At 49.7% G+C, this 25732-nt stretch carries 18 protein-coding genes; 3 read left to right on the top strand and 15 right to left on the bottom strand.

Features of this window, described 5'->3' with window-relative positions; all coding sequences use genetic code 11:
• Nucleotides 1-290 precede the first annotated feature (290 nt).
• Nucleotides 291-1514 (bottom strand): ADP-forming succinate--CoA ligase subunit beta, encoded by a 1224-nt coding sequence (gene sucC / locus BLQ88_RS30645; protein ID WP_090156836.1) that lies wholly within the window; start codon nt 1512-1514, stop codon nt 291-293.
• Nucleotides 1515-1599: 85 nt separating this feature from the next.
• On the opposite strand from sucC, the gene BLQ88_RS30640 reads away from it, so the two are divergent.
• Nucleotides 1600-2271, top strand: a complete 672-nt coding sequence (locus BLQ88_RS30640; RefSeq protein WP_090156835.1) for an ABC transporter ATP-binding protein — start codon at nt 1600-1602, stop codon at nt 2269-2271.
• 145 nt (nt 2272-2416) lie between these two features.
• On the opposite strand, the gene groL is transcribed toward BLQ88_RS30640, so the two are convergent.
• Nucleotides 2417-4048 (bottom strand): chaperonin GroEL, encoded by a 1632-nt coding sequence (gene groL, locus BLQ88_RS30635; protein ID WP_090156834.1) that lies wholly within the window; start codon nt 4046-4048, stop codon nt 2417-2419.
• 57 nt (nt 4049-4105) lie between these two features.
• Entirely contained in the window at nt 4106-4402 is a 297-nt protein-coding gene (locus tag BLQ88_RS30630; RefSeq protein WP_015812198.1) for a co-chaperone GroES, read from the bottom strand.
• Nucleotides 4403-4629: 227 nt separating this feature from the next.
• Between BLQ88_RS30630 and BLQ88_RS30625 the strand changes: the two genes are divergently transcribed.
• Nucleotides 4630-5337 carry a hypothetical protein gene (locus BLQ88_RS30625; RefSeq protein WP_090156905.1) on the top strand — a complete coding sequence of 236 codons (708 nt, stop codon included), beginning with the start codon at nt 4630-4632 and terminating at the stop codon, nt 5335-5337.
• 71 nt (nt 5338-5408) lie between these two features.
• Here BLQ88_RS30625 and secG read toward each other — a convergent pair whose 3' ends face one another.
• The 6 genes from secG to tamL form a co-directional block, all read right to left on the bottom strand.
• Entirely contained in the window at nt 5409-5819 is a 411-nt protein-coding gene (secG, locus tag BLQ88_RS30620; RefSeq protein ID WP_090156833.1) for a preprotein translocase subunit SecG, read from the bottom strand.
• 144 nt (nt 5820-5963) lie between these two features.
• The gene (locus BLQ88_RS30615; RefSeq protein WP_090156832.1) at nt 5964-6617 is read right to left on the bottom strand and encodes a DUF8458 domain-containing protein; all 654 of its coding nucleotides are present in this window, start codon (nt 6615-6617) and stop codon (nt 5964-5966) included.
• 60 nt (nt 6618-6677) lie between these two features.
• Nucleotides 6678-7199, bottom strand: a complete 522-nt coding sequence (locus BLQ88_RS30610; RefSeq protein WP_229212938.1) for an LptE family protein — start codon at nt 7197-7199, stop codon at nt 6678-6680.
• A complete protein-coding gene (locus BLQ88_RS30605) occupies nt 7189-8484 on the bottom strand; it encodes a sigma-54 interaction domain-containing protein (protein WP_090156831.1) in 1296 nt (431 codons plus the stop codon). The genes BLQ88_RS30610 and BLQ88_RS30605 overlap by 11 nt, the downstream gene beginning before the upstream one ends.
• Nucleotides 8485-8559: 75 nt before the next feature.
• Nucleotides 8560-10029: a tRNA (N6-isopentenyl adenosine(37)-C2)-methylthiotransferase MiaB gene (gene miaB / locus BLQ88_RS30600; protein WP_090156830.1), complete on the bottom strand. Its 1470-nt coding sequence runs from the start codon at nt 10027-10029 to the stop codon at nt 8560-8562.
• A 93-nt stretch (nt 10030-10122) separates the two neighbouring features.
• The gene (tamL, locus tag BLQ88_RS30595; RefSeq protein ID WP_229212937.1) at nt 10123-12600 is read right to left on the bottom strand and encodes a translocation and assembly module lipoprotein TamL; all 2478 of its coding nucleotides are present in this window, start codon (nt 12598-12600) and stop codon (nt 10123-10125) included.
• Between tamL and BLQ88_RS30590 the strand changes: the two genes are divergently transcribed.
• Nucleotides 12600-13361 carry a TrmH family RNA methyltransferase gene (locus BLQ88_RS30590; protein ID WP_090156829.1) on the top strand — a complete coding sequence of 254 codons (762 nt, stop codon included), beginning with the start codon at nt 12600-12602 and terminating at the stop codon, nt 13359-13361. The two genes, tamL and BLQ88_RS30590, sit on opposite strands and share 1 nt — an antisense overlap.
• 2 nt (nt 13362-13363) lie before the next feature.
• On the opposite strand, the gene BLQ88_RS30585 is transcribed toward BLQ88_RS30590, so the two are convergent.
• The 6 genes from BLQ88_RS30585 to BLQ88_RS30560 all read right to left on the bottom strand — a co-directional run bounded on the left by BLQ88_RS30585 (nt 13364) and on the right by BLQ88_RS30560 (nt 25254).
• Nucleotides 13364-14152, bottom strand: a complete 789-nt coding sequence (locus BLQ88_RS30585; RefSeq protein WP_090156828.1) for a queuosine precursor transporter — start codon at nt 14150-14152, stop codon at nt 13364-13366.
• A 44-nt stretch (nt 14153-14196) separates the two neighbouring features.
• On the bottom strand, nt 14197-15441 hold the full coding sequence (locus BLQ88_RS30580; RefSeq protein ID WP_090156902.1) for a pyridoxal phosphate-dependent aminotransferase: 1245 nt from the start codon (nt 15439-15441) through the stop codon (nt 14197-14199).
• 164 nt (nt 15442-15605) lie between these two features.
• Complete coding sequence (locus BLQ88_RS30575; RefSeq protein WP_090156827.1) at nt 15606-17054, bottom strand: SusD/RagB family nutrient-binding outer membrane lipoprotein; 1449 nt, start codon at nt 17052-17054, stop codon at nt 15606-15608.
• A 29-nt stretch (nt 17055-17083) separates the two neighbouring features.
• The gene (locus BLQ88_RS30570) at nt 17084-20314 is read right to left on the bottom strand and encodes a SusC/RagA family TonB-linked outer membrane protein (protein ID WP_090156826.1); all 3231 of its coding nucleotides are present in this window, start codon (nt 20312-20314) and stop codon (nt 17084-17086) included.
• A gap of 204 nt (nt 20315-20518) precedes the next feature.
• On the bottom strand, nt 20519-21955 hold the full coding sequence (locus BLQ88_RS30565) for a SusD/RagB family nutrient-binding outer membrane lipoprotein (RefSeq protein ID WP_090156825.1): 1437 nt from the start codon (nt 21953-21955) through the stop codon (nt 20519-20521).
• Nucleotides 21956-21960: 5 nt separating this feature from the next.
• Nucleotides 21961-25254, bottom strand: coding sequence for a SusC/RagA family TonB-linked outer membrane protein (locus tag BLQ88_RS30560; RefSeq protein ID WP_229212936.1), 3294 nt, complete (start codon nt 25252-25254; stop codon nt 21961-21963).
• Nucleotides 25255-25732 lie beyond the last annotated feature (478 nt).

The raw sequence follows: 25732 nt of genomic DNA, 5'->3' as shown, positions 1-25732 counted from the left end.
ATTGACGTCCGTTTATCTACAAATATTGCGGTGCGCTGCACCTGGGCGTTTGGGGTTAATGATTGTCGTCCGTTTATTTACAAATATTGCGGTGCGTTGCGCCTTCTCGCATGACGAAAAGGTGCAGAGCACCATAATATTTGTAATAGGATGGTTGTCGATTTTTTTGGGTAAGGTGCAGCGCACCGAAAGAATTGTAACCAAAAATACATGGCATTTAAAACGAATGTCCCCTGGGTGCCTTCGCGCCCAGGGGACATTAATATTTGATGTTATATCGTCGGTGTTCCTTAAACGCCCAGCTCAGCCAGTACCTCAGAAACTTTCGCAGCAGCTTCTTTGAATTCGATCGCTGAATATACTTTCAGGCCGGATTCGTTGATGATGCGTGCGCCTTCTTCTGCGTTCGTTCCTTGCAGACGAACGATGATAGGTACAGGGATTTCGCCGATTGCTTTGTAAGCTTCTACCACACCCGCGGCAACACGGTCGCAACGAACGATACCGCCGAAGATGTTGATCAGGATCGCTTTTACGTTCGGGTCTTTCAGGATGATACGGAAACCTGCTTCTACCGTGCGTGCGTTCGCGCCGCCGCCTACGTCGAGGAAGTTGGCAGGCTCACCACCCGACAATTTGATCAAGTCCATGGTAGCCATCGCCAGACCGGCTCCGTTTACCATACAACCTACGTTTCCGTCCAGTTTCACGTAGTTCAGGTTGTTAGCGCCTGCTTCTACTTCCAAAGGATCTTCTTCGTTGGTGTCGCGCATTTCAGCCAGTTCAGGGTGACGGTACAATGCATTGTCGTCCAGATCCACCTTGGCATCTACGGCTAGGATTTTATTATCTGATGTTTTCAAAACCGGGTTGATTTCGAACATCGACGAGTCGCTTTCCGCGTAAGCTCTGTATAATGCAGAGATGAATTTCACCATTTCCTTGAACGCGTCACCTTCCAGACCAAGGGCGAATGCCACTTTACGCGCCTGGAACGGCTGCAATCCAACCTTAGGATCGATCCATTCTTTGATGATTTTCTCGGGAGTATGCTCTGCCACTTCTTCAATGTCCATACCGCCTTCGGTGCTGGCCATGATCACGTTGCAGTTTCTGCCGCGATCCAACAGGATCGACAGGTAATATTCTTTCGGCTCGCTTGGGCCTGGATAGTATACGTCTTCTGCGATCAGGACTTTGTTAACTCTCTTGCCTTCTGCACCGGTCTGGTGCGTTACCAATACTTTGCCCAAAATGTTGTTGGAGATGGTCCTGACATCTTCAACAGACTTAGCCAATGCCACACCGCGCTGTTCGCTGCCGACGATGCGACCTTTTCCGCGGCCACCCGCGTGGATCTGGGATTTTACAACATACCATTTGGTGCCTGTTTGCTGGCTAAGCTCACGTGCAACCTCCACAGCTTTATCCGGAGTGTCGGCTACGAGGCCTTCCTGAATACGCACACCGTATTTTTTAAGAACGCTTTTGCCTTGATATTCGTGAATATTCATGAGTATAAAAGTAAATTGGTATTTTCACGGCAAATTAAGGAATTAATCAAAACGGGCGAGTTTTCGGCGCAATTATCTTTTCATTATGGAGCTACTTCGGGCGAGCGGGATCAGGCGTACTTACGGTTCATTGCAAGTTTTAAAAGGCATTGATCTCGAAGTCAAAAAGGGGGAAGTAGTAGCCATTGTCGGGCCGTCGGGAGCGGGAAAAAGTACATTCCTGCACATCCTCGGAACGCTCGACCGGCCGGAGCAGGGCGAGGTGTTCATTGAGGGCATTAATGTCTTCACGCAAAAGGACAAAGACCTCGCGAAGTTCCGCAACGAGAAGATCGGTTTCATTTTTCAGTTCCATAACCTGCTGGCAGAGTTCACCGCGTTGGAGAATGTGTGTATGCCGGGTTATATCAGCGGGAATGCTGATGAAAAGGACATTCAGGCGCGTGCGAAGGAATTGCTTGAACTGCTGGGATTGGCCGGTAGAATGGATCATTTACCTTCACAATTATCAGGCGGCGAGCAGCAGCGCGTCGCAGTCGCCCGTGCATTGCTGAACCGTCCCGCCATCGTTCTGGCCGATGAACCGAGCGGTAACCTGGATTCGCATAATGCATTGGATTTACATCAACTGTTTTTCAAACTCCGGGACGAAACGGGGCAGACGTTCATCATCGTGACGCACAACGAAGAGCTCGCCGAAATGGCGGATCGCCGTTTGGTAATGCAAGATGGTCTGATGGTACAGCATTCGGTTTGACTCCGATAGGAGTCTCCTGACGGAGACGACTCCATCTACGATCATTCCATTCTAGAAACAGGAGGCCGCTCCGCGGCCAAACAAAAAACCGGCTGCCAGTTACCTGACAGCCGGTTTTTATATGTTCCGAAGAAACGGAGGCTGATTACATCATGCCGCCCATTCCGCCGCCGTGGCTGTGGCCACTGCCAGCAGGAGCTTCTTCTGGTTCGTCAGCGATCACGCATTCTGTTGTAAGCAACAGACCAGCGATAGATGCCGCGTTTTCAAGTGCCAGACGAGATACTTTCTTAGGATCGATGATACCAGCTTCGAGCAAATCCTGGTAAGTGTTGTCTTTCGCGTTGTAACCGAAAGCACCTGAACCATCTTTCACTTTGTTGATCACAACCGAAGGCTCGCCGCCAGCGTTAGACACGATCGTACGCAATGGAGCTTCCAAAGCAGCACGGATGATGTTGATACCGGTTGTTTCGTCTTCGTTGTTACCTTTCAGGTTGTCGAGAGAAGCGGTTGCGCGGATAAACGCTACACCACCACCTGCAACGATACCTTCTTCAACCGCAGCGCGGGTTGCGTGAAGCGCATCGTCAACGCGGTCTTTTTTCTCTTTCATTTCAACCTCAGTTGCAGCACCGATGTAAAGGATTGCTACACCACCTGACAGTTTCGCCAGACGCTCCTGAAGTTTTTCGCGATCGTAGTCAGATGTAGTGTTTTCGATCTGCGCTTTGATCTGGTTAACACGTGCCTGAATGTCTTCAGATGCACCGCTACCATTTACCAAAGTAGTGTTGTCTTTGTCGATAATCGCTTTTTCGCAAGTACCGAGGTAGTCCAACGTAGCGTTTTCCAGTTTGAAACCACGCTCTTCGCTGATAACGGTACCGCCAGTGATGATAGCGATATCTTCCAGCATTGCTTTACGACGGTCACCGAAACCAGGAGCTTTAACAGCCGCTACTTTCAATGCACCGCGGATTTTATTTACTACCAATGTAGCAAGTGCTTCTCCGTCAACGTCTTCTGCAAGGATAAGCAAAGGACGGCCGGTTTGTGCAACTGCTTCCAACACAGGAAGAAGTTCTTTCATAGAAGAAACTTTCTTCTCAGAGATCAGGATGAACGGGCGTTCCAGTTCAGCTTCCATTTTCTCGGTGTTGGTTACGAAGTATGGAGACAGGTAACCACGGTCGAACTGCATACCTTCCACAGTTTTAACTTCTGTTTCAGTTCCGCGTGCTTCTTCCACAGTGATAACACCTTCTTTACCTACTTTGTCCATCGCTTCGGCGATCATGTTACCGATCTCCTCGTCATGGTTTGCAGAGATAGTTGCAACCTGAGCGATTTCTTTTGAAGTAGAGATATTTTTTTTCTGAGCTTCCAGATCTTTCACGATCGTACCAACCGCTTTGTCGATACCGCGTTTCAGGTCCATTGGGTTAGCACCAGCCGCTACGTTTTTCACACCGATCGAGTAGATAGCTTGTGCGAGAACGGTAGCAGTAGTAGTGCCATCACCTGCTGAATCAGCAGTTTTGGAAGCTACTTCTTTCACCAACTGAGCTCCCATGTTTTCGATAGGATCTTTCAGGTCGATTTCTTTGGCAACAGTAACACCATCCTTTGTGATGCTTGGAGAACCGAATTTCTTGTCGATTACCACGTTACGGCCACGCGGGCCCAAAGTAACCTTAACGGCGTCAGCCAAGGTATCCACGCCTTTCTTGATCTTATCGCGTGCTTCTGTGTCAAAAAATATTTTCTTAGACATAACTGTTTTTGAATTTGAAAAACTTTAAGAGAAACTGTTGAATCTGAGTAGTTTGGATTAACCTACGATTGCGTAGATATCCGACTCGCGCATAATCAGGACGTCTTTTCCTTCGTATGCCAATTCAGTGCCTGAGTACTTACCGTACAATACGGTATCTCCAACTTTTACTGTAAGAGGCTCGTCTTTTTTACCGGGGCCTACTGCCAATACGGTTCCGCGTTGTGGCTTTTCTTTTGCAGTATCAGGGATAATGATACCAAATGCTGTTTTTTCTTCGGCTGGGGCAGGTTCGATCAGAACGCGGTCAGCTAGCGGTTGTACATTCACTTGTATTTCTGCTAAAGTTGACATAAATATTAAACGTTTATTTTAATTGTCAGTAATGATTAGACTCCATCCCCGATAGCACAATCTGTGCCAGGTATTTCTGTTCTGACATTTTTTCCGGCAAGTGTGACAAATTTGTATTTCGGCTAGTCGTTATAGTACTATAATGTCATTTGCGTGTCAGGAATGCTGAAATCTTGCTTTCAGCAATGGAATTCACTAAATTTTATCGGCACCAAATTGAAAACCCTATGTCAGAACTCGATAAAAACTGGCTTACCGAAGGAATTTTTGATTTTGAATACAAAAAATATGTGCTGATGGGCTACTTTCAGCACGTTCGGGACCAGTTCACACACAACCGTTTGCACCCTTGTCTGCCAGAATTGAAGCAGCATCTCGATGCCTGTGTCAGCGTCCAGACTAATAAAAGCAGGATCAGGACGAGTTTACCCAAAAACCTGACAGGTATTGATGTGAAAACCTGGCAATTGCAGTACGAGGAGACGCACCAGGACGACCCATTCATGTCCGATCTGAACTACATTCTCGACTTTGCGATCCCGCGCTTTTCGAAATCCATTGACGAAGGTTCGGAGCGGTTTTCGGAAGTGGAGGAGAATGTAAAAGTGTCGCCCGTAGGCATTGTGCCGCTGCATTTGCAGGAAGGTTACCTGCTGTTTCTGCACACATTTCAGCCGATGGTGAGCATTTTTCAATACCAGTTAGCGCTGTACAATGCATTGAAAGAGCGTTACCTAAAAACATTTTACGTTGATACCGTGCGCATTGGCGTCGGTAATACCATTTCGCAAATCAAAGTCGATCTCACGAAGCGCAACCGCGCATTGCCTAACCCCGCGACTTACGTGGTGGAATCGAAATACGAATATCCTTTGCAAGAAACGTTGCTCCCGGTAGCGGAGCGGCTGATGCTGCGGGAGATTAATGTAGCGTAACTGATTTTAAATATCGGGCATAAAAAAACCTGCGACGAACATCGCAGGTTTTTTATCGGCTAATGCCGCAATTATTTTTTCGCAGTGTCCGCAGGAGTTGCAGCGGGAGTGGTTGTTCCAGCAGGAGCAGCTTCGCCAGCAGCAGGAGCAGCGCCTTCGGTTCCAGCAGGTGCAGGAGCGATTTTGCCACCTGGTACCACTGCATTCTGAGCTCTGTCCACGTTTACACTATTGATACCGGCGCCGGTATTCGCACCGCCTACCATAATATAAGAAGCCAGTGAAATGATGATCACTGCGCTTGCCAGACCCCATGTGATTTGTTCAAGCAGGTCGGTTGTCTTTTTAACACCAAACATTTGGGTAGTTCCTGCGCCGCTAAACTCGCTTGAAAGCCCTCCTCCTTTTGAATTTTGGACCAAAACGACCAAAATCAACAATACTGCAACAATGGCAACCAGAATAATTAAACCCAAATACATCTTTTAAATTGAATTTTGAATGACTGAATGATTGAATGAGTGAATGTGTGAATTAGTGAATGAACGAATGACTGACTACACCTGACCTAATGACTTCCTGACTCCCGGACTATAAACTTATAAACTCCTGAACTCATAAACTCCTTACGACCGTGCGTATAGTTCGCTCAATTTTTTCGCAAAGTAATTCCTTTTTTCCGGTTTTTTCAAAATCAATTTTTGATAGACGTCTATCGCCTTTTCAATTTTGCCCTGGCGGACGAGGATATTGGCAAATGCTTCTGTTTCAATGCCACCTTCATTGCCGCCTGCCAAACGGCTGCTGAGATCGATGCTGACAGGTTCCAGGTTGTTGTCCTGACGCGGAATTCGCGGGTTCTTTTTCATAAAACCCTGAATGATCTGCTGCTGGCGGCGCTGCTCTTCGGTGCGTTGCAACTCGGCGGAAGCCTGCTGCTCTACGGTACTTATCAATATGTCGTCGCTGTCGAGCGGCTCGGGCGTTACCTGCGGTTCGAGAATGTCGTCCACATCCACCGTGGCGTCGTAGCGCTCATTGTCGCTTTCGACGAGTTGCTGCAATGCCACACGACTGAGTGCGTAGGCGGCTGCGCGTGGGCGCGTTTCTTCCAGTTTGTCGGTACCGGCCAGGCTCGATGCCTTCGCCAGCATCGAATAGGGGATCTGGCAATACGGAAATGCGTTGACCGTGGCTTCCAGCTGCGGGATCACATCTGCGGTAATCAGGCCGGGGTTTTTCACCAACTGATCAAATGTTTCCTTATCGATGAGCGCCATATTCCGGGTTGTGTTGAGAAATTCGGGTTGTAAAAATTGAAAGCTTGGAGCAGGCTTTTCCTACCAGTCGGCGGCGGATTTATTAAATATCTGCTGGACGATGTTTTCGCGAATGGTGGGCAGTAATCGCGCTTCGTTCTGATTAAGCGTCTGATCCTGAGGAAAATCGGCGTAGTACGTGAATGATTGATCGAAATTTTTGGTCTCGTCTTTCGCATTGGTATAACGCACCTGCACGGTCACATTCAACCGGTTCAGACCTGCCTGGTCATTCGCTGTGGGCGCCGCCGGCGTAACGTCGTAGCCGGTAATAGAGCCTTCGAGCACGAGGTCGCCTCCGCCGGGCTGGCTTACGAGGCTGGTATTCCGTTGAAAATATTCTTTCAAATCTTCCGTAATGCGTTGTGGCAAATCGGCAGGGCCACCGGCTGTACCCATCGTGAAGTTGAGCACGCTGAATGTCTTGATATCAGGAGAAAGGTTCGTTCCGGTAAATGAATACACGCCGCAGCCCGATATGAAAACGGGGCAAATCAGTACCAGGAATGCCCACAGAAGCCGGGCGTTACTATTATTCTTCAATGTCGTATTGTTTAATCTTCCTGTATAACGTGCGCTCTGAAATGCCCAATGCATTGGCGGCGTACTTTCGCTTGTTATTGTTTTTGCGCAGCGCCTTGATGATCATTTCCTTCTCCTTGTCTTCCAGAGAAAGCGATTCCTCCTCGGCGGTGACGTGCACTACATCCTCGATCTCGTCGCGCTCGTCGGAATAGCGGTCGAGGTCGACCGTGCGCGACGGCGGGGGCGAGAGCAACCGGGCGGGCTCGATGGTAGGCGTTGTGATAACGGATTCGACATTATTCAGCGAACTGAACAATTCCTGATGGTCTTTCAGAATGTCACCGCCATACTTTTCATTTTCCAGCACATTTCTGACGAGTTTTTTCAGTTCTGTCATATCTCGCCGCATATCGAAAAGTACTTTATATAGAAGCTCCCTTTCTGAAAACGAGGTGCTGTCACCGTCATTGGAACGCAGCGGTACCAATGCTTTCCGGCTCGATGGCTGCACCGGGTTTAGGTAGTGGTTTAGCCTTTCAATGCTGATAGGCAGCTCCTTATCCGTTTCAAGAATTGTAATCTGCTCCGCGATATTTTTCAGCTGCCGGATATTGCCGGGAAATGTATATTGGGTCAAAAGATCACGCGCTTCGCCGTCGAGCCTTACCGGTTTGGTGCGGTACCGCTCGGAGAAATCATTGGTAAACTTTCTGAAAAGCATCAGGATATCCTCACCACGATCGCGCAACGGCGGTACGTAAATGGGAACGGTATTTAGCCGGTAGTATAAATCCTCGCGGAACTTTCCATTGTTCACCGCGTCGAGCAGGTTGACATTTGTTGCCGCTACTACGCGGACATTTGTCTTCAAAACTTTGGAAGAGCCGACACGAATATATTCCCCATTTTCCAAAACGCGGAGCAACCTTGCCTGTGTACCGAGCGGCATTTCGCCTACTTCGTCGAGGAAAATGGTCCCGCTGTTGGTTGTTTCGAAGTAACCTTTCCTGGCATCCAGTGCACCGGTAAATGCCCCTTTTTCGTGCCCGAACAGCTCCGAATCGATCGTTCCTTCCGGAATGGCGCCGCAGTTGATGGCAATGAAAGGCCCGTGCTTGCGGGAGCTGAGGCTATGAATGATTTTCGAGAATGATTCTTTACCACTTCCGCTTTCACCGGTGATCAAAACCGTCAGGTCAGTCGCTGCGACCTGGACGGCCACATTGATCGCGTGGTTCAGGCCCGACGAGTTGCCGATGATCCCGAAGCGGTTCTTTATTGCTTGTATTTCCGATGAATCCATGAAATATCTGAGGGCTTCCGGCTAGCCGAAAGCCTTAGTTAAATGTCAAAACGGGTTTAAAGACAGGACAATGCATCAGCCCAGCAGCGGCTCGGGCAGCAACACGCGGCCGAGCAGGGTGGCGGCGTTACAGTCGGTAATGAGCACGTCGACGTATTGTCCTTTTTTATGGTTTTCGCGTGGGAACACGACCATCTTGTTTTGGTCGCTCCGTCCGCTGAAGTCCTCATCCGATTTTTTGGAAGGGCCTTCGATCAGCACTTTCTGAACAGTGCCCAGCAATCGCTGGTTGCGTTCGAGTGAAATGCGCCGTTGTACTTCAATAATTTCCGCAAGCCGTCTTTTCTTGACTTCTTCCGGAATGTCGTCCGCAAACTTCTTCGCCGCGAGCGTACCGGGGCGTTCGGAATAGGTAAACATGTATCCGAAATCAAACCGGGCGTATTCCATCAGCGACATCGAATCCCGGTGCTCTTCTTCGGTTTCTGTGCAAAAGCCGGCGATCATATCATGCGAAACGCCGCAATCTTCGCCGAGAATCCGCCGGATCGCGTCGATGCGGTCAATATACCACTCCCGGCTGTAAGTCCGGTTCATGATTTCCAGCACGCGCGTATTGCCGCTTTGGGCCGGCAAATGGATGTGGTTGCAGATGTTGTCGTACTTTTTGATGGTATACAACACCTCGTCGGTAATGTCTTTGGGGTGGGAAGTACTGAAACGGACCCGCAGTTCCGGATTGACTTTGGCGACCATTTCGAGCAGGTTCGCAAAATTTACAGGGGTTTCTCCCAAAGCTCCGTTCACCGCTTCGCCTTCGGGTGTCCATTTATAACTATCCACATTCTGGCCGAGCAATGTTACTTCGCGGTAGCCATCGTGGAAGAGCGTTTCCGCTTCCTTCACGATCGAATAGGGGTCGCGGCTGCGTTCACGCCCCCGTGTGAACGGCACCACACAGAAGCTGCACATGTTATCACAACCCCGCATGATCGAAACAAATGCCGAAACGCTATTGGAATTCAGTCGGATAGGAGAAATGTCGGCGTAGGTTTCTTCGCGAGACAAAAATACATTTACCCCTTTCTGCCCTGTTCCGGCTTCTTCAACCAGCCTCGGAAGATCACGATAAGCGTCTGGCCCCGTTACTATATCGACCATCTTTTCTTCTTCGAGAAACTTCGTTTTAAGGCGTTCGGCCATGCAACCGAGCACCCCGATGAGCGTTCCGGGGCGGTTTTTCTTGATGTAATTGAGGTGTTTCAAACGGTTCCTTACCTTTTGTTCCGCATTGTCGCGGATGGAGCAGGTATTCAGGAATATGAGATCCGCATTGTTGACGTCGGAGGTTGTAGCAAAGCCGGCTTCACGCATTACCGAAGCCACGATTTCGCTGTCCGAGAAGTTCATCTGGCAGCCATAGCTCTCGATAAACAGCCTTTTCTTTCCTGAAAGTGGTTCATTTTCCGAAACCCGCACCGTTTCACAGGCTTCCTTGTCCGCCTCTGTCAATATTTTTAGTGAATTTGCAATTCTATGCTCCATGAGAAGGAATTCTTAAACGCTCAAAGCGCAAAGATAGGAAAATTTGGAAGAAAACTGACAAACTGTCATACGTCTGCAACGACCGGAATGCGGTCAGAACGGGTATCCCACGCCAAGGTTGATATTCAACGAATTGGCCTCGGTACGCCTGAAAAGGTGTTTGAATTTCAGATCATCCAGCACAAACCGATCTCCGCTGTCCTGCGACGGATCGTATACCTTTACCCCGAAATCGAAACGGAGGATGAAGAACGAAAGGTCATAGCGTATCCCAAATCCTGTACCAACAGCCATTTCCCGCAGGAGTTTGTCGGCTTTAAACTTCTGATCGTCGGCGGTAGCATTACTGCCCAGCCGCCACACGTTTCCGGCGTCGATGAACAGCGCGTAATTAATATCACCGAAGAATTTGGCCAGAAAGCCCCGCCATTCCAGGTTACCTTCCAGCAGGAATTCGCCGGGGGATTCGATCGACAAGTTATTGTAGGTAACCGGTTTGGCTGAACCTGGCCCGAGCCTTCTTGGCAACCATGCACGCACACTATTGGAGCCACCCGCAAAGAAGTACTTTTCATACGGCGGCACTTCATTATCGCCGTAACTATAAATGGCACCCGAGTTCACCCGAGCGACAAATGCCGATTTTCTTCCAACGGGCCAGTAGCGCCGGTAATCGGCATTCCAGCGAATGTATTTGTAAAACTGGATTTCTTCTCCCGATTTGTCCCTACCGAAAATATCCCTAATCACATCCTGCTGACGGGGAAGAAAGTTCAGGCTCGTACCACCGGACTCTATCGCGATCCGGAAGTAGTGTGCTTTCTTCTGGCGGCCAATCAGGGAATTGGTATTGTAAACAAAACTCGCGTTAATGTCCGAAACAAAAGACGGTTTGAAGCTGTAAATCAGGTTGTTGCCTGCCTCTGCCAATTGAAGCAATAGCGTGTCGAATTTAGGGTTCAGGTTCCTGGTATTCAAAATGTTAAGGTCGACCAGGGAGATATTGACCAGTGTCGTCGGACTAGGCTGCCATGAATAGCCAGTGCTGATCTTGATGTTGGTACGGGTATATTCCGGGCGGTTGACATAGTTATAACCCAAACTCAGCTGTGTCCGCGGGTTGCTATTGGCCGTTTGTCTTTTAAACACGTTTTGGGGCGTAAGTAACCGGGGAAATGTGAGCGAGGCAGTCACACCGACTTCTTCACTCTTGTAAATTTCGCGGTCTCCTACAAAATTCGGCACGAGCTCGATGCCGCCGCGAATGTTGGTCTCAAAGTTTTCCATTCCGTTAAATACATTCCTGATCTTGTACGACAGGTTTGCAAACGGCCCCGGTGTGCCCTGCAACTGGATTACATTCAAACCTACGTCGGTGGAAATCTGGTATTTATCGAGCGGGATTGCTTTGAAATAACTGTTAATGCCCTTTCCGGTCGAATCGAGGGTGTAATTGTAATTCACAAAACGGAATTGGTCGGTGAGCGACAGCTGCTGCTGGGTGTCGCGCTCTTTTTTCTGGCTATACCAGGTTTGCGGACGGAGCTGCATTTTGGTATCGAGCGCTTTGCGCGAAAACTTCTTGTCGGAAAACACATATTTAATGCCTTCAAATATGCTCGTATCTTTCCGAAAGACCGAATCCGGCACGCCGGAAGGCGGTAATACCTCAAAATTGACCGAACTAACCGAGTAACGTTTGTTAGCCGGCGCAGGCATATCCACCATCACGCGTACATCCACTGATTTGAACAGGCTGTCGGTAGGCCGGTTTGTGATCGTGTCATTCACAATGTAACTCACATTCTGCCGCGAAAAGCCCATAAAGCCTTCGTTTCGGAGTAAAGTTTCAATACGAATGCGCTCTTCCTCGAATGCATCGCCATCGTAACGCTTGCGTGGCTGCAATGCGGCATTCTTCACATCGGCTCTAATGAGACTGTCCGCGAGCTGGTCGCTTACCTGGTAATGCAGGTTGCGGATCATGGTCGCGCGATTTTCCGTGACGAGGTAGTTGATCCGGATCCTTTTGAAAATCGTGTCGGGGTCAAAAGTTACCTTTGCGTCGAAAAAGCCGTTGTTATACAGGTATTTCTGCATTTTTTCTGCATTCTCCACCACATCGGCCTGGCTGTAATACACCGGCGCTTCGCCCAGAACCCGCATCCAGAAGTTTCCCTGCGTGGCACGTACCTGCGCTTTTTCCAGCTTTTTGGCGTACCTGCGGTTGATTCTTTCAAGCTTTCGGGGAGAATCTGCGTGTTCCTGGGATTCTTTCTGGTAATTTTGCGTCACCTCGATCACCTTGCGCTGCTTTTCCTCGCGGTTATAAAACAGCTCGCCGAAGCGGTAAAGGCCAACGTAAGGAAAGATGGGAAAGCCGAGCAGCCGCCGGTTAGGTTTCTGCGGAATCAATGCATCCAGCTCCGAATCGCCGATCACGCGGTTCCCCTTGATGGAAGAATTGCCGAGCAAATAGCCTTTGGAAGTGGGTTTGGGTGCGCAGGAAAACAGTCCCGTCAGAATCAGGAGAATTAACCAGCCGTATATCGTCCTACAATTAATATTCAATGTTGTCAAAAAATCGTATCAAGTATATCAACTCGCTCAAAATCAAGAAGTACCGGCAGCTTCACGAGGCATTTGTGGTGGAAGGGGCCAAGAGCGTACTGGAATTGTTGGATTCCGATTTTGAGATCGAGTTTGTACTGGTAACACAGGAATTTCAGCAAAAATACGCAAGTATTTTAACCCGCCATAACCTTGCCCTGGAAACGGTTACTCCTCAGGAGCTGGAAGGGCTGGGATCGTTCCAGACGAACGATTCGTGCCTGGCTGTGGCTAAAACGAAGGAAAATGCATTCTTGTCTCCCGCGTCGGGGGAATATATGCTCATGCTCGACGACGTTCGCGATCCCGGTAACCTCGGTACCATTGTCCGCGTGGCCGACTGGTATGGCATCACCAAAATCGTATGCTCGCGTGACACAACTGATATTTACAATCCGAAAGTCGTTGCCGCCGCCAAAGGATCATTCACACGTGTAAACCTCTATTACACAGATTTAACGCAATATTTTGAGCAAATAAAGCACATAAAGCAACCCGTAATCGGTGCATTTCTGGGCGGCGATTCGCTTTATGAATTCAAGTACCCGGCTAGTGGCGGCATTATCATCATGGGCAACGAATCCAATGGAATCGGAGAGCAGGTAGAACAATTTGTGACCGACAAAATTATGATACCGCGCTTCGGAGCGGCCGAATCACTGAACGTCGGCATTGCTACGGCGGTAATGCTGGATAATATGCGGAGGCAAGTGCCGCTTTAAGGCTACTCTTGCGCGGCGTGATGCGAAAGCTCTTCCGCGTACTCTTTCCCGAGGTAATTGTCGATAAAATAATGGGCAACGTACAACAGCGGCGTCAAAAGGATGGCTACCACGCCTTTGTAGAGGTAATTGATGGTCCCTACTGAAAAGACCAGTTTCAAATCCCAATTCCCGAAAACATAAAACGCGATCCCGATCACCACGAAGCTGTCGATCAGCTGTGAAAACATGGTGGAACCCGTGGCACGGAGCCAGATGAAGCGGCCGCCGGTTTTTCTGCGGAGCCAGTTGAAGACAAGAATATCCAACAACTGCCCAAGCAAAAAGGCTGTGATCGACCCGATCATAATGCCCAATCCCTGGTTGAAGATTTTGGAGAATGCGTCGTTGATGTTGAATGTGTTGCCGTGGCTGTCGGTATTGTTGAGGTCGAGCCAGAACTGCGCCGGAGGGAGCTGGGTAGCAGCGTAAATGATCATGAACGTGTAAACGATCAATGCGGACGTGAGGTAAGAAATTCTTTTAACGCCCTTTCGGCCGAAATACTCGTTGATAATGTCGGAAGTGATGAACACCACCGGCCAGCTGATCACCCCGGCTGTCATGTTGAAATCCAGCTTCTGGCCGCCGATCGGCAATTGTGCCGGGGCAATGCCCAAAAGGGTCTCCACTGAAAATATTTTACCGCCTATGATCTCCGCGATGAGTGCGTTGGTCAAAAAGATACCGCAAAGGAGGAGGAACAGGCGTTGTCTTTTGGCCTCCTGAATGGTTCTGTCTGGTATGGTCATTGTGCGATAAGTACTTTCAGTGGAGGTTTAGGTTTAAATTTTCGTCAGGCAATGATGTCTTCCACCGTGCGTGTCGACATAATGCGGCGGTTGGTGAGGAAGAATTCCAGCTTGTCCATCGCCTGGTTCAGCTCGTCGACGGTAGGCAGGAACACTATGCGGAAATGCGGTTCCAGATGGTAATTGAAACCCGTTCCGGCTACTACCAGCACCTTCTGATCCGAAAGTAATTCATAGACAAACTGGTCGTCCGCTTTGAAACCGAACTTTTTCAGGTCGATTTTAGGGAAAACATACAACGATCCTTTCGGTTTAACGCAAGTAATGCCCGGAATGGACGTCAGCCTGTCGTAAACAAGATTCATCTGTTTGTACAACCGGCCCGTCGGCACCACGTGTTCTTTGATACTCTGGTAACCGCCCAATGCCGTCTGGATCGCGTATTGCGTGGGTACGTTCGCGCACAGGCGCATGCTTGCGAGCAGGAGCAGGCCTTCCGCGTAGGATTTCGCCTTTTGTTTCGCGCCGCTAAGGATCATCCAGCCGCCGCGGAAACCCGCCGAGCGGTAGTTTTTCGATAAACCGCCATAAGAAACGCACAATGTATCATTCACAAATGAGCCCATCGGGTAATGTGCCGCTCCATCGTAAAGGATCTTGTCATAAATCTCGTCCGAGAAAATGATCAGGCCATGCTCCTCTGCAATGCGGGCAATTCGTGCGAGGACTTCTTTGTCGTAAACGGCGCCTGTCGGGTTGTTGGGGTTAATAATGACAATCCCTTTGGTGCGCGAAGTGATTTTCTTTTCCAGATCTTCCAGATCGGGGTTCCAATCGGCCTCTTCATCACATATATAATGTACCGGTGTGCCGCCGCTGAGCGAGATCGCCGCTGTCCAGAGCGGGTAGTCGGGGGACGGTACCAGTATTTCGTCGCCGGGGTTGAGCAATGCCTGCATCGAGAGCAGGATCAGTTCGCTCACACCGTTTCCGATAAAAATGTCGTTGATTTCAACATCTTGAATACCAATAGTTTGCGTGTAGTGCATGATCGCCTTACGCGCCGCGAACAAACCACGTGAATCCGAGTAGCCTTGCGCATTGCGGATGTTCATGATAATGTCGTGGACGATCTCGTCGGGCGAATCGAAACCGAACGGTGCGGGATTACCGATGTTCAGGTTATGGATTTTGTAGCCCTGACTTTCAAGCTCTAACGCTTTCTGGTAGGTAGCACCGCGGATCTCGTATTTCAGATGATTCAGGCGGTCGCTTTTTAGAAATTCCATTTTTTCAAGAGTTGGATAACCCTCAAAGTTAAAGAAAATCGAACGATGCAATGCTACAAGTGCATTGTTTTGAAAGCTTTGCCGGGATTTTTGCAAAAAAAAGTTCAGCCACGCGAGGCACGTGGCTGAAAATGTACTATCGGGAAACTTGTAATTTACCTGGGTCACGGCTTATCCCACCATACTCTTGTGTAATGATCGTCCTTGCCCTGACTGGCGACGACGGCCTTATAGTTAGCTTCGTTCAATGTGGTTTCGGTTACCGGGTAGGCCAGGCGGCGTGGAATTTCAGTGCCGCCATTGAGGGTACTTGCTGCCGGTTTCAATACCGGAAACCCGGTTCTCCGCCATTCCGACCATGCTTCGGTGCCTTGGAAGAAGAGGGCGATCCAGCGTTGCGTACTGATTCTTTCAATGGCGGTATTGGGAGAATAGACAACTTCCGGATGCGCCAGGTAGGCTTTTAAAGCATTTTCAGAATAATCGGTACCCATCCATTGCTGCAAAGACGCCGCGACAGCCGATTCGTACAATGCTTTGGCATCCCCGTTCGTCCAGCCCAATGCGGCAGCTTCCGCTTGCGCAAACAATACCTGTGCATAAGTAATAATGTTCACCGCCGAGTTTTGTTGGGAAAGCACTGCGCCGATGAGCGATAAGTCCTGCGCTTTCGCGCCGCCTACGGCATAGGGTACGCCCGCGTATTCGCCCGAAATGTTCTTGGCTGCCAGAAAAGGAAGACGCGGGTCGGATGTTTTTTTCAAATAGGTCACAAACACGTCGCTCATCGCATAATCCTTTCTGTTGCTTACCACGTAATTGGTGTAAACCGGATTTTCGTTGTTCGATTCCGACTGGAATTTGTATTGTACATTATCTGCCGCCGAGGTAATGACACCGTCGTCCAATGCAGCCTGAAATTCTTTCTTACCCAAATCCGGCTTCACCTTCGAAAGCCTTAATGCGGCGACGAGCCTTAGCGAATTGGCGAATTTCTTCCATTTCGCGGTATCTCCGTTCAGCAGAATGTCGCCCTTAATCGCTTTGCCGTCTTCGAACTGGGCCGTTGCTTCTTTCCATTCTTTGAACAAATCGGTGTAAATGGCTTCCTGTTTATCGAATGCGGGCGTAAAATCGGCATCGGCTTTCAGCGCTTCGGAATAGGGGATATCGCCCCACCGGTCGGTGATCCATTGGAAAAAGTAGGCTTTCAATATTCGCGCAATAGCGATCTGGTTGGTATTGGAGCCAAATGCAGAGGCATTGATTTTGGTATCATCACCGGTGTTGAGCTCAATAATGTGTTGCAGGTTTATGAGCGGACCGGCGTACCAGCCATTGTAATTGAAGTTGATCGTCTTGTATTTCGAATCTTCAATATAAATCACATCTCCGAATTGCTGCACATACATCGCCGGAACGATATTGGCCGCCCCCGGGCCTACCTGCGCATTGATGAGGCCCACATTGCGCAGCGCGCCGGTAAGCAGGCCCGCTGTGCTGGGTGTGGACGGATTGTTAGGGTTAACATTGATATCTCCAAAGTCACTGCACGCCTGTGTGAGGGTAAGCAGGACGAATGCTATGACAGATAATTGCCAGCGTTTTTTCATGATTTTGCTGAATTGAGGTGAATGTGTGCTTAAAACCCGACCCTGAGCGTGGCGCCGACAGACCTTACCGGCGGCAGCTGCCCGCCTTCGTACCAAAGTGTTTCGGTTTCCGAAATGTCGATACCACCGCCGATGGCACTGTAAATGAGCAGCAGGTTGCGACCGATCAGCGATACGCTGGCTGATTTCACATACTTACCCAGATATCGTTTCGGGATTTTATAGCCGAGTGACAGCTCGCGGAGTTTTACGTAGGTTTTGTCGTAAATCCATTCCTCATTAAGTGCGAAAAGCCAGTTTTCGTAAAGATTTTGGGTGTCGACGCGGTGGGTATTAGGCTGGCCGTCTTCGGTAACGGCGTCCAGCAGGATGCCTCCTCCTTTGCCGGGATCGTCGCGCTTGGGATTGCCCAGCTCATTGTTGCCGGCCGTTTCGGCCGCCAGGCCCGATCCTGCATTGAACATCCGGGTCACGGAAAAGAATTTGCCGCCCACGACGAAATCCGTGCTCGCTTGCAGTGTCAATCCTTTGTATTCAAACGCATTGATCAGACCGCCTTTGAACTTGGGCAGCACATTGCCGAGATTGACATTGTTTTCTTTTACATACAACCCTGCTTTCCCTGCCTTGATGTTTTCAGGACTGGCCGAATAGACGACCTTTTTACCATTCGCATCTTTTTTAATTCCCACTCCTTCAAGCATTCCCCAGTCTTGCCCTACCCGTGCATTGAGGGTGAGTGACCGCCATTGCGGGCCATCGAGCCGGTAATTGTTGCTTTGCTCGGTAAGCTCTACCACTTTGGACTGGTTTCGGTCCGCATTAATGTCCAGCTCCCAGGTAAATGTTTCCGTTTTGACAGGTTGGGCCGAAAGGTGCAGTTCAAGGCCCTGGGTAGTGATCAGTCCGGCGTTCACGACGGCATTATTATAGCCGCTTGTCGACGCTACGGCCAATGGGATGATCTGATTGCTGTTGTTGTTTTTGTAAGCCGTGAATTCCAGCGCAATGCGGTTGTTGAAGAATTGGAGATCGATTCCACCTTCGTGCGAGGAGGACATGCCGGGTTTTAGAACCGAATTAGGCAATGTACCGGGGAGCGTCATGGTGGGGCTCGTCCCGTAAACGGTCCCGACATTGTAGGTTAATGCAGTTTGGTAGGCGTTGAGGTCGGTACCGACCTGCGCATACCCGGCTCTCAGCTTCCCAAAAGATAAAACCCGGTTTGTTGGGATAAATTCTGAAAATACGAGACTGGCCGAGGCGGATGGGTACAGATAGGAGTTGCTAGCCGACGGCAGTGACGACGACCAATCGTTCCGGATCGAGCCTTCGATGAAAATGAAATCTCCGTAACCGATGCTGGCGTTGGCAAATACGCTGTTTACTTTCTTTTCAAACAGATAGTTTGCGGTGATCGGGCGGTCTTTCGATGCGGCTATATTGTAATAACCGGGCGTGGTAAGTCCGCCAGCCGTGGCTTGGAGCGTCCCTTCGGTGCGGTTGTAGCGCATGTTGCCACCCGCATTTACAAGTATCGATACCTTTTGAATATCTTTATCGAAACTCACAATGCTCTCGTAATTGTTTTCGAGGATCGATCCGCTGAGATAAGCGTAAGCGCCCAGCCCGCCTGCATTCAATGTTCCCGACGCGACTCTTCCATCCATAAAATAGCTCCCATAGTCGCGGCGGAATTTTCCGGTAATTTTCAGGAAATCGGTAATCTGGTAGGTAAGTCCTGCGTCGCCGAAAATGCGTTGCTGGCGATTGACATTCGTATTCTCATATGCCTGTGTGTAGGGGCTATCCCAATATTTGGGCCGTGCATCCGTTGGGCTGCCGATGTTCCAGCTGCGGAAAGTGCCGTCCGGGTTTTTATAATTTTTGAGGTCTTCAATGTCCAGTTGCCGCTGGAACCATTGGTTGAATGATCCGGTCGTTTGATTGTACCCGTTCAGCGTCGCATTGTTGACGGTGGAATTCACGGAAAATAGATTGGTTCCCAAGCCGGTACCACCCGAACTGCCATAGCGGTCGGCCGGTGTGTTATCGGTTTTCGTTCCCGTATAACTTACATTCAGCTCGGCTGTCAGTTTTTTGGCGAAAGTAATGCCGGTCTTGGCACTGATATAATCGCGGACCTGCCGGCTATTCGGAACAATGCCGTTGTTAACAATGTGCGTATACGAAATCCGTGAAGAGTAGCTGTCCCCGGCTTTTGAGAATGCGATATTCGAGTTATAGCTAACCGGTTTTTCGAAGAAATCACGGACGTTGTTCGGATGCGCCACGAAGGGTGTTTCTTTTCCAAAACCTTCTCCCGGCTGCCATGAGAATGCCGAACGGTGCATCTGGCCGTCTATCTTCGGCCCCCAGCTTTCGTCCGCGGAGTAATCCAGCATGCGCTGTCCTTCATAGGAAGCCCAGGCGGCGGGGTGTACCTGTGGGTTGAATTTGAAAGTTTCCCATTCCTGAGAGTAGCCGCCACCGTATTCGTTCTGGTATTTGGGCAGTAACGACACCTGGTCCATGGTCACGCTTTGGTTGAGGGTCAGGGAAGTTTCGCCTGATTTTCCCCTTTTGGTTGTCACGACGACTACACCCGCCGAAGCGCGATTGCCGTACAGTGCTGTTGCAGACGGTCCTTTCAGAACGGTAAGGGCTTCAACATCATCCATATTTACCATGCTGACGTCCGTCGGCGTGCCGTCTACGACGTAAAGCGGATCACTGCCTGCCAGCGAATTGATTCCCCTGATGCGGATGCTGGGCGTCCCAAATTTGGCTGCCGACTGCCCCAGGACCTGCACACCGGCAATTTTACCCGCGAGCGCATTGCCTATGTTAGGGTCGCGGGCGAGCGTAAGTTTGTCGGCTTTGATTTCCTGTACGGCGTACCCGAGCGCCTTTTTCTCGCGGGCAATGCCCAGGGAGGTGATTACGATCTCCTGAAGTTGCGTCTCGTCCGCGATTAGCACGATGTCAAGCTTTGTCTGGTTAGCGACCGGGACTTCCTTGCTTTGGAAGCCGATAAAACTAAAAACCAGTGTAGTGCCGGGTTCCACGGAAACGGTGTATTTACCTTTGTCGTCCGTGGTGGCACCCCTGGTTGTGTTTTTCAATGAAATATTGACGCCGGGTAGCGACGAACCGTCCTCGGCCGTGACGTGGCCGGTCAGTTCGCGCGTTTGCGCATAGGCAGGAATAATGAAGAGCACGAGAATACCGGCTCGGAGTGTGAGTAGTAATCGTTTCATCAAAGTCAGGTTTGTAGGTGGAAGGGTTTTCGAAAACCTTATGACGCTGAATTTACGATGATCAAAAGCGCATATCCGGTATGTATCCAGCGTTCGGCAGGGATGAGCTTTTAATCGGCATACTACTGAAAAGTGTATTGTGATTAGTACAAAAAAAAGAGGCGGACCGAAGCCCGCCTCTCTGCATATATTCCTGGTTGGATATCAGAATTTATCCCACCACAATTTGGTCGTAGCAAGGTCGCCGCCGATCGCGTCTGCCGCTGCGTTGCGGTTGGCGCCATTGAGGGTTTGCTCGATGATCGGGTAGATCATACGCACAGGGATCGCCAAACCGGCCGGAACGTTTCCGCCCGATGGAGGGGACAGTTTAGGGAAGTCGAGTCTTCTCCATTCAACCCATGATTCCCAGCCCCTGTTGTAAAGTGCGAGCCATTTCTGGAAACCGATTTTTTGCTTCCAATTGCCTTCCGCCGTCGCATAGGCAACTTTTGGTTGTGCGAGGTAGGTTGCAGCTTGCTGTGCGGTTCCGCCCCAGTAGGTGATGGACGCCGTTACAGCCTTATTGTAGTGCTCGGAGGCCGAACCGGTGATGAACTTTCTTTCCGCAGCTTCTGCGAGCAGGAATTCCACTTCCGCGTAGTCGAGCAGCAGCCCTTCGAATGCCGGATCGATGATCTTGTCGCTTACGTGAGAGAAGTTCGAATAGGTGTTCAGGAATCCGTACTGGCCACCTACATACTTATCGTCGATGGTCGTGAAGAAGAAAGGTCTTCTCGGGTCGCTGAGCTCGTTCATCGGGTTCACGATCGTCGCAGCCGGGATGAAATCCTGACGGCTGGTATAAAGCTCGTTCAGGTTCGTCGAGATCACGTTGTTGTTAGGCGGGGTCGAAATGTACGGGAAAGCCGCATTGTCTGCATTGCTGGTGAATACTTTCGGGGCGGCTTCCGCTACCATTTTCTTCGCTTTTGCCTCGTCGCTGTCGGCGATGATCATCGCCAGTTTCAATTTGAGCGAGTTTCCGAATTTTACCCATTGCGGGATCTTGCCTTTGTAAAGCAGGTCGCCACCTCCGAATGGCGTACCGCCGGCTTCCAGCTTGGGAAGCGCCGCATCCAGACGGGTCAGGATCGCATCATATACTGTTTTCGCATCGTCGTATTTTGGAAGCGGGTTCTCAGGGCTCATGGCTTCGGAATACGGGATATTTCCGAAGGTATTTACCAATGCAGCCCAGGTCATCACTTCCACAATCTCGATTTGAGCAAGCTGGACATCCTTGGAAGTTTGCCCCATGAATGCATCCTCATTAACAAGCCTTCTGGCTTCATTCAAATCGGCGATAACGCCTTTGTAAAGTCCTCTCCAGAACGACTCCGGAACGATACGGGCAGTAACGTTGTAGCGGGGTTCGTCCAGGTAGGTAGTAGTTGTCCATTGCTGAACGTACAAGCGGTAGTTGTTAACATTGACGTTCGGGCTGGTCAGCGTATCTGCCAGGCCTTTCAACGCATTCGAGAACAGGGTAACAGGCGGCGCTGTCGACGGCCGCTTGGTATCCACATTATAATCGTCCAGGCTGTCGACGCAGGCCGTCAGCAACAGGAACGGGAGGAAAAGAATGATTAATTTTTTCATATCGCTTAGAAACGGAATTTAACATTGAAACCATAGTTTCTTACAGCCGGGTAAGCACCGCTTTGGTAGCCACCTGCACCATTCAGCAAACCAGAACCCATTCCTTCTTCCGGATCCTGGAATTCCATGTTTTTATGAATGATCCAAAGGTTACGTCCGATTACCGAGATGTCAATCTCCTTGAATGCGCGCAATTTGCTTACGATCGCTTGCGGAAGGGCGTAAGTAAGGGCTACTTCTCTCAGTTTGATATAGCTTGCATCGTAAATGTACATGGCACGTGGCGGGTTGCCCGGGTAACCGTATGCGGTGGCACCGTTTCCGTCTACGTTTTCTGCGCGAACGGTGTTAGGCGTTCCGTCTTCCTGCACGCCTGGGAATAGTACACCACCCTGGTTAGGTGCGTTGCCGGTTTTATTTCCGTCCGCATCATACAAATAAGCCGGGTTTCTTTTAGGGTTGCCCAACTCATTCAGGCCTGCTGTGATCGGATAAAGACCGGTACCTTCGCCATACCACTGGTCAAGCGACCAGATGTCGCCGCCGTGGCGGATGTCGAGCAGAAAGCTGAGTGACAATGTTTTGTATTTCAATGTGTTGCTCAGGCCTGCGATCCAGTCCGGGTTCGGGTTACCGATGATTTCGGAAGAGCTGGAAGTTGCTTTGTACAAGCCGTTCGATCTTACGATTTTCTGGCCATTGTCTTTATGGTATTCGAAATTCGTCCCGCGGATCACACCGAAAGGCTGCCCTTTCGCTGCGTTGATCGAAACACCGCCCTGAAGGCTGGCGATGGTAACATTGGTTACTTCCTGGTCGCCTTCGCCGTACAGGCTGATCACCTTGTTGCGGTTTCTTGAGAAGTTCAGGTTCAATGTCCATGAGAAATCCTGCACCCGGATCGGCGTCACGTATGCAGAAATCTCGATACCCTTGTTTTGTACCTCACCCGAGTTTACATAACGGAATGCATAACCGGTTGCAGCGGTAATCGACACGGGAAGGATCTGATCCAGCGTTGACGATCGGTAGTACGTAAAGTTAAAGCCTACACGGTCGTTGAGGAATGCACTTTCAAGACCCAATTCGTAGTTTTTGGTTCTTTCCGGTTTGAGATCACGGTTGTTTTTGGTATTTCTCAGTGTAAAATAAGGAATGCTGCCGAGCCCGGTTGGTTTGTCGTAAACGTCGATCGTGCTTCCCCATGGTGCATCGTTACCTACTTCTGCGTAGTTAGCGCTCAGCTTTGCCATAGTAAGCCAGCCAAATTTCCGCATTGATTCCAGGTTGGAAAGGTTGAAATTGACACCGATAGCAGGATAGAAATAGGTGTTTTCACCTTTAACAAGCGTCGTTGATTTGTCCTGTCTTGCGGTCAGGTCAAGGTTGACGAGATCTTTGTAGCCAAATGATGCCTGGGCGTAAAGACCATCTACACCGATTCTTCTGTAAGTTTCAATGGGTGCTTCGATCGGGTTGGCCGAGTTCGAAAGCGAGTACAGGCCTGGAACGACCATACCATTGTTGGTTTGTGCGCGGATCGAGTTTTCTGTCGAGCGGCGCATGCTTCCACCTGCCAAACCGGAGAAGTTGATGTTCTTGGTAATGGCTTTGCGGAAGTTGAAGATCACATCGAGGTTAGTTTCATTGAAACCTCTGTTATAGCGTTTGTATTGGGCAGGATCGGCGCTTCCGAATGCAATGCGTTCTTCCTGCATATCCTGTGTGCCGTTGTAGGCGAAACGGGTGGTAAGGTCAACCCACGGCGCGATTTTGTAAACTGCCGCCGCATACCCGAAGAAGTTGTCACGTGAGTCGTTCGAGAAGTTCTCGTAGCGGGAGAAATAAGGGTTTTCCGAGTAAATAGGGCCATTTTCGTCAAATGGCGCTTTCGGGTCTCCCCAGTTCCAGGTTACGTCCTGTCTGTTTCTGAAATAGGCCGCTTTCTGTTCGAGCAGGTCGACGTTGGTCTGGAACCATTGTCTGAACTGCTGGTTAGGGTTTTTGCCGTCGTAACCTGTTCCGTAACGTCCCAAACCTTTCACTTGTGCGTAGTTGGCGTTGGCTGAGATCGTCAGTTTTTTAGTAACGTCGAACGATGCGGAGAAGTTGAAGAGGTTCTTTCCGAGCTTGCTGTTAGGAAGAACACCTTTCTCGTCGCTGCGGGTATAACCTACTTTAAATGTGGTGTTTTCGCCGCCGCCGAGGATGCTTACGCTCTGGTTGGAAGTCACAGCCGTTTCGAAGAATGCGGCCGGGCCGTTTTTAGCAGCAACCCACGGGGTCATTTTGCCGAAGGTCGGGGAAGATGGGTCGAATGCATCCCACTGGTAGACCATTCTGTTGGGATCGAATTTAGCACCGTATGAGGCATCCGCGTCGAAGATCGCGATATCCCCTTCGCCTGAACCCAGGTTTCCGCGGTAGAATTGGTCTTTCGCCCCGTCACCGCCGTATCCTGCGCCGTATTCATTCTGGTATTTCACATAGGTGCTTTTGTCGATCTTGCCCCAGGTAACACCGCTGTTCACCGTTACGTCGAAGCTGTTTTTGCGGCCCTGCTTGGTTGTTACTAAAATCACACCGTTGGAAGCCCGCGAGCCGTACAATGCGGTTGCCGCAGCACCCTTCAATACGTTGATGGACGCAATGTTGTCCGGGTTGATGTCGGAAGCGGCATTACCGTAGTCGGCACCGCCGCGGCCGGTCTGCTGGTCGGAAGTGTTGGTGTTGGCATTGGAAACCGGCACACCGTCGATTACCCACAATGCCTGGTTGTTACCCGTAATGGATTTGTAACCACGGATGATCGCGCTCGTCGAACCACCCATATTGTTGTTCGTTTTGATGTCCAGACCGGCGATTTTACCTGCGAGCGCATTCATTACGTTCGGGTTACGCGCCTGTACGATCTGTTCGTTGTTGATCTGCTGGGCTGCATACACCAGCTCGTTTCTCTTGCGCTCTTGTCCAAGTGCGGTTACGACCACTTCTTGAAGCTGGCTGACATCGTTTTTTAGCGTTACGTTGATGACGGACTGGCTTCCAACGATCACTTCCTGTGTTTGAAAACCGATAAAACTGAAAACAAGCGTTGCCCCGGAAGTGGTGGAAATCGTGTACTGGCCCTGGGTGTCGGTAGTGGTACCGCGAGTAGTACCTTTCAAAGAAATGTTGACGCCCGGAAGTAGCGAGCCGTCGTCTGCGGTGACCTTACCGGTCACGGCGAGATCCTGGGCATGTACCTGCGTAAAAAACAGCAGCATACACCCCATTAAGAAGCATAAAGTCTTCCTCATAAATTGATCTTAAAGTTAGGTTTGTTATGTAAACATACTGTTGCAAAAATAACTATTAGTTTAACCAGTACAACCATTTCATTGCGAATTTTCAAAATTTACTTTGGCTTGACTACCTAATCAGGAGAATTTTATATGCATAAGTCAAGATTTTTTGCAATTTTTTCAAATATGGCAAATTTCCGAAAATGCGCTTGATTTTAACCGATTGTTAACAAGAGATGTCTTTTTTTGAGGAATTTACATTTTTAAGCCACAAACACCGGGAATGGTGCAAATGCGGGAGCGCAAAGCACGGTATCTGTATACGCAGCATTTTTAAAGAATGAATCTAAATTAAGAGGCGGTGAGAAAATGCGCTGGCCGTGCAGCAGCGTTATCGGAGGAATTTTTGATAAATAGTTGCATTTTTCTAATATTGTTTGTAGCTTAACATAAATTTTTCAGCTACAAAACCGGGCTATTTCGGGCCCGGAAA

The organism is Dyadobacter soli, from assembly GCF_900101885.1.
Lineage (GTDB): Bacteria > Bacteroidota > Bacteroidia > Cytophagales > Spirosomataceae > Dyadobacter > Dyadobacter soli.
The sequence above is the reverse complement of the archived record's forward strand: the minus strand, read 5'-3'. Positions and strand labels throughout refer to the sequence as shown.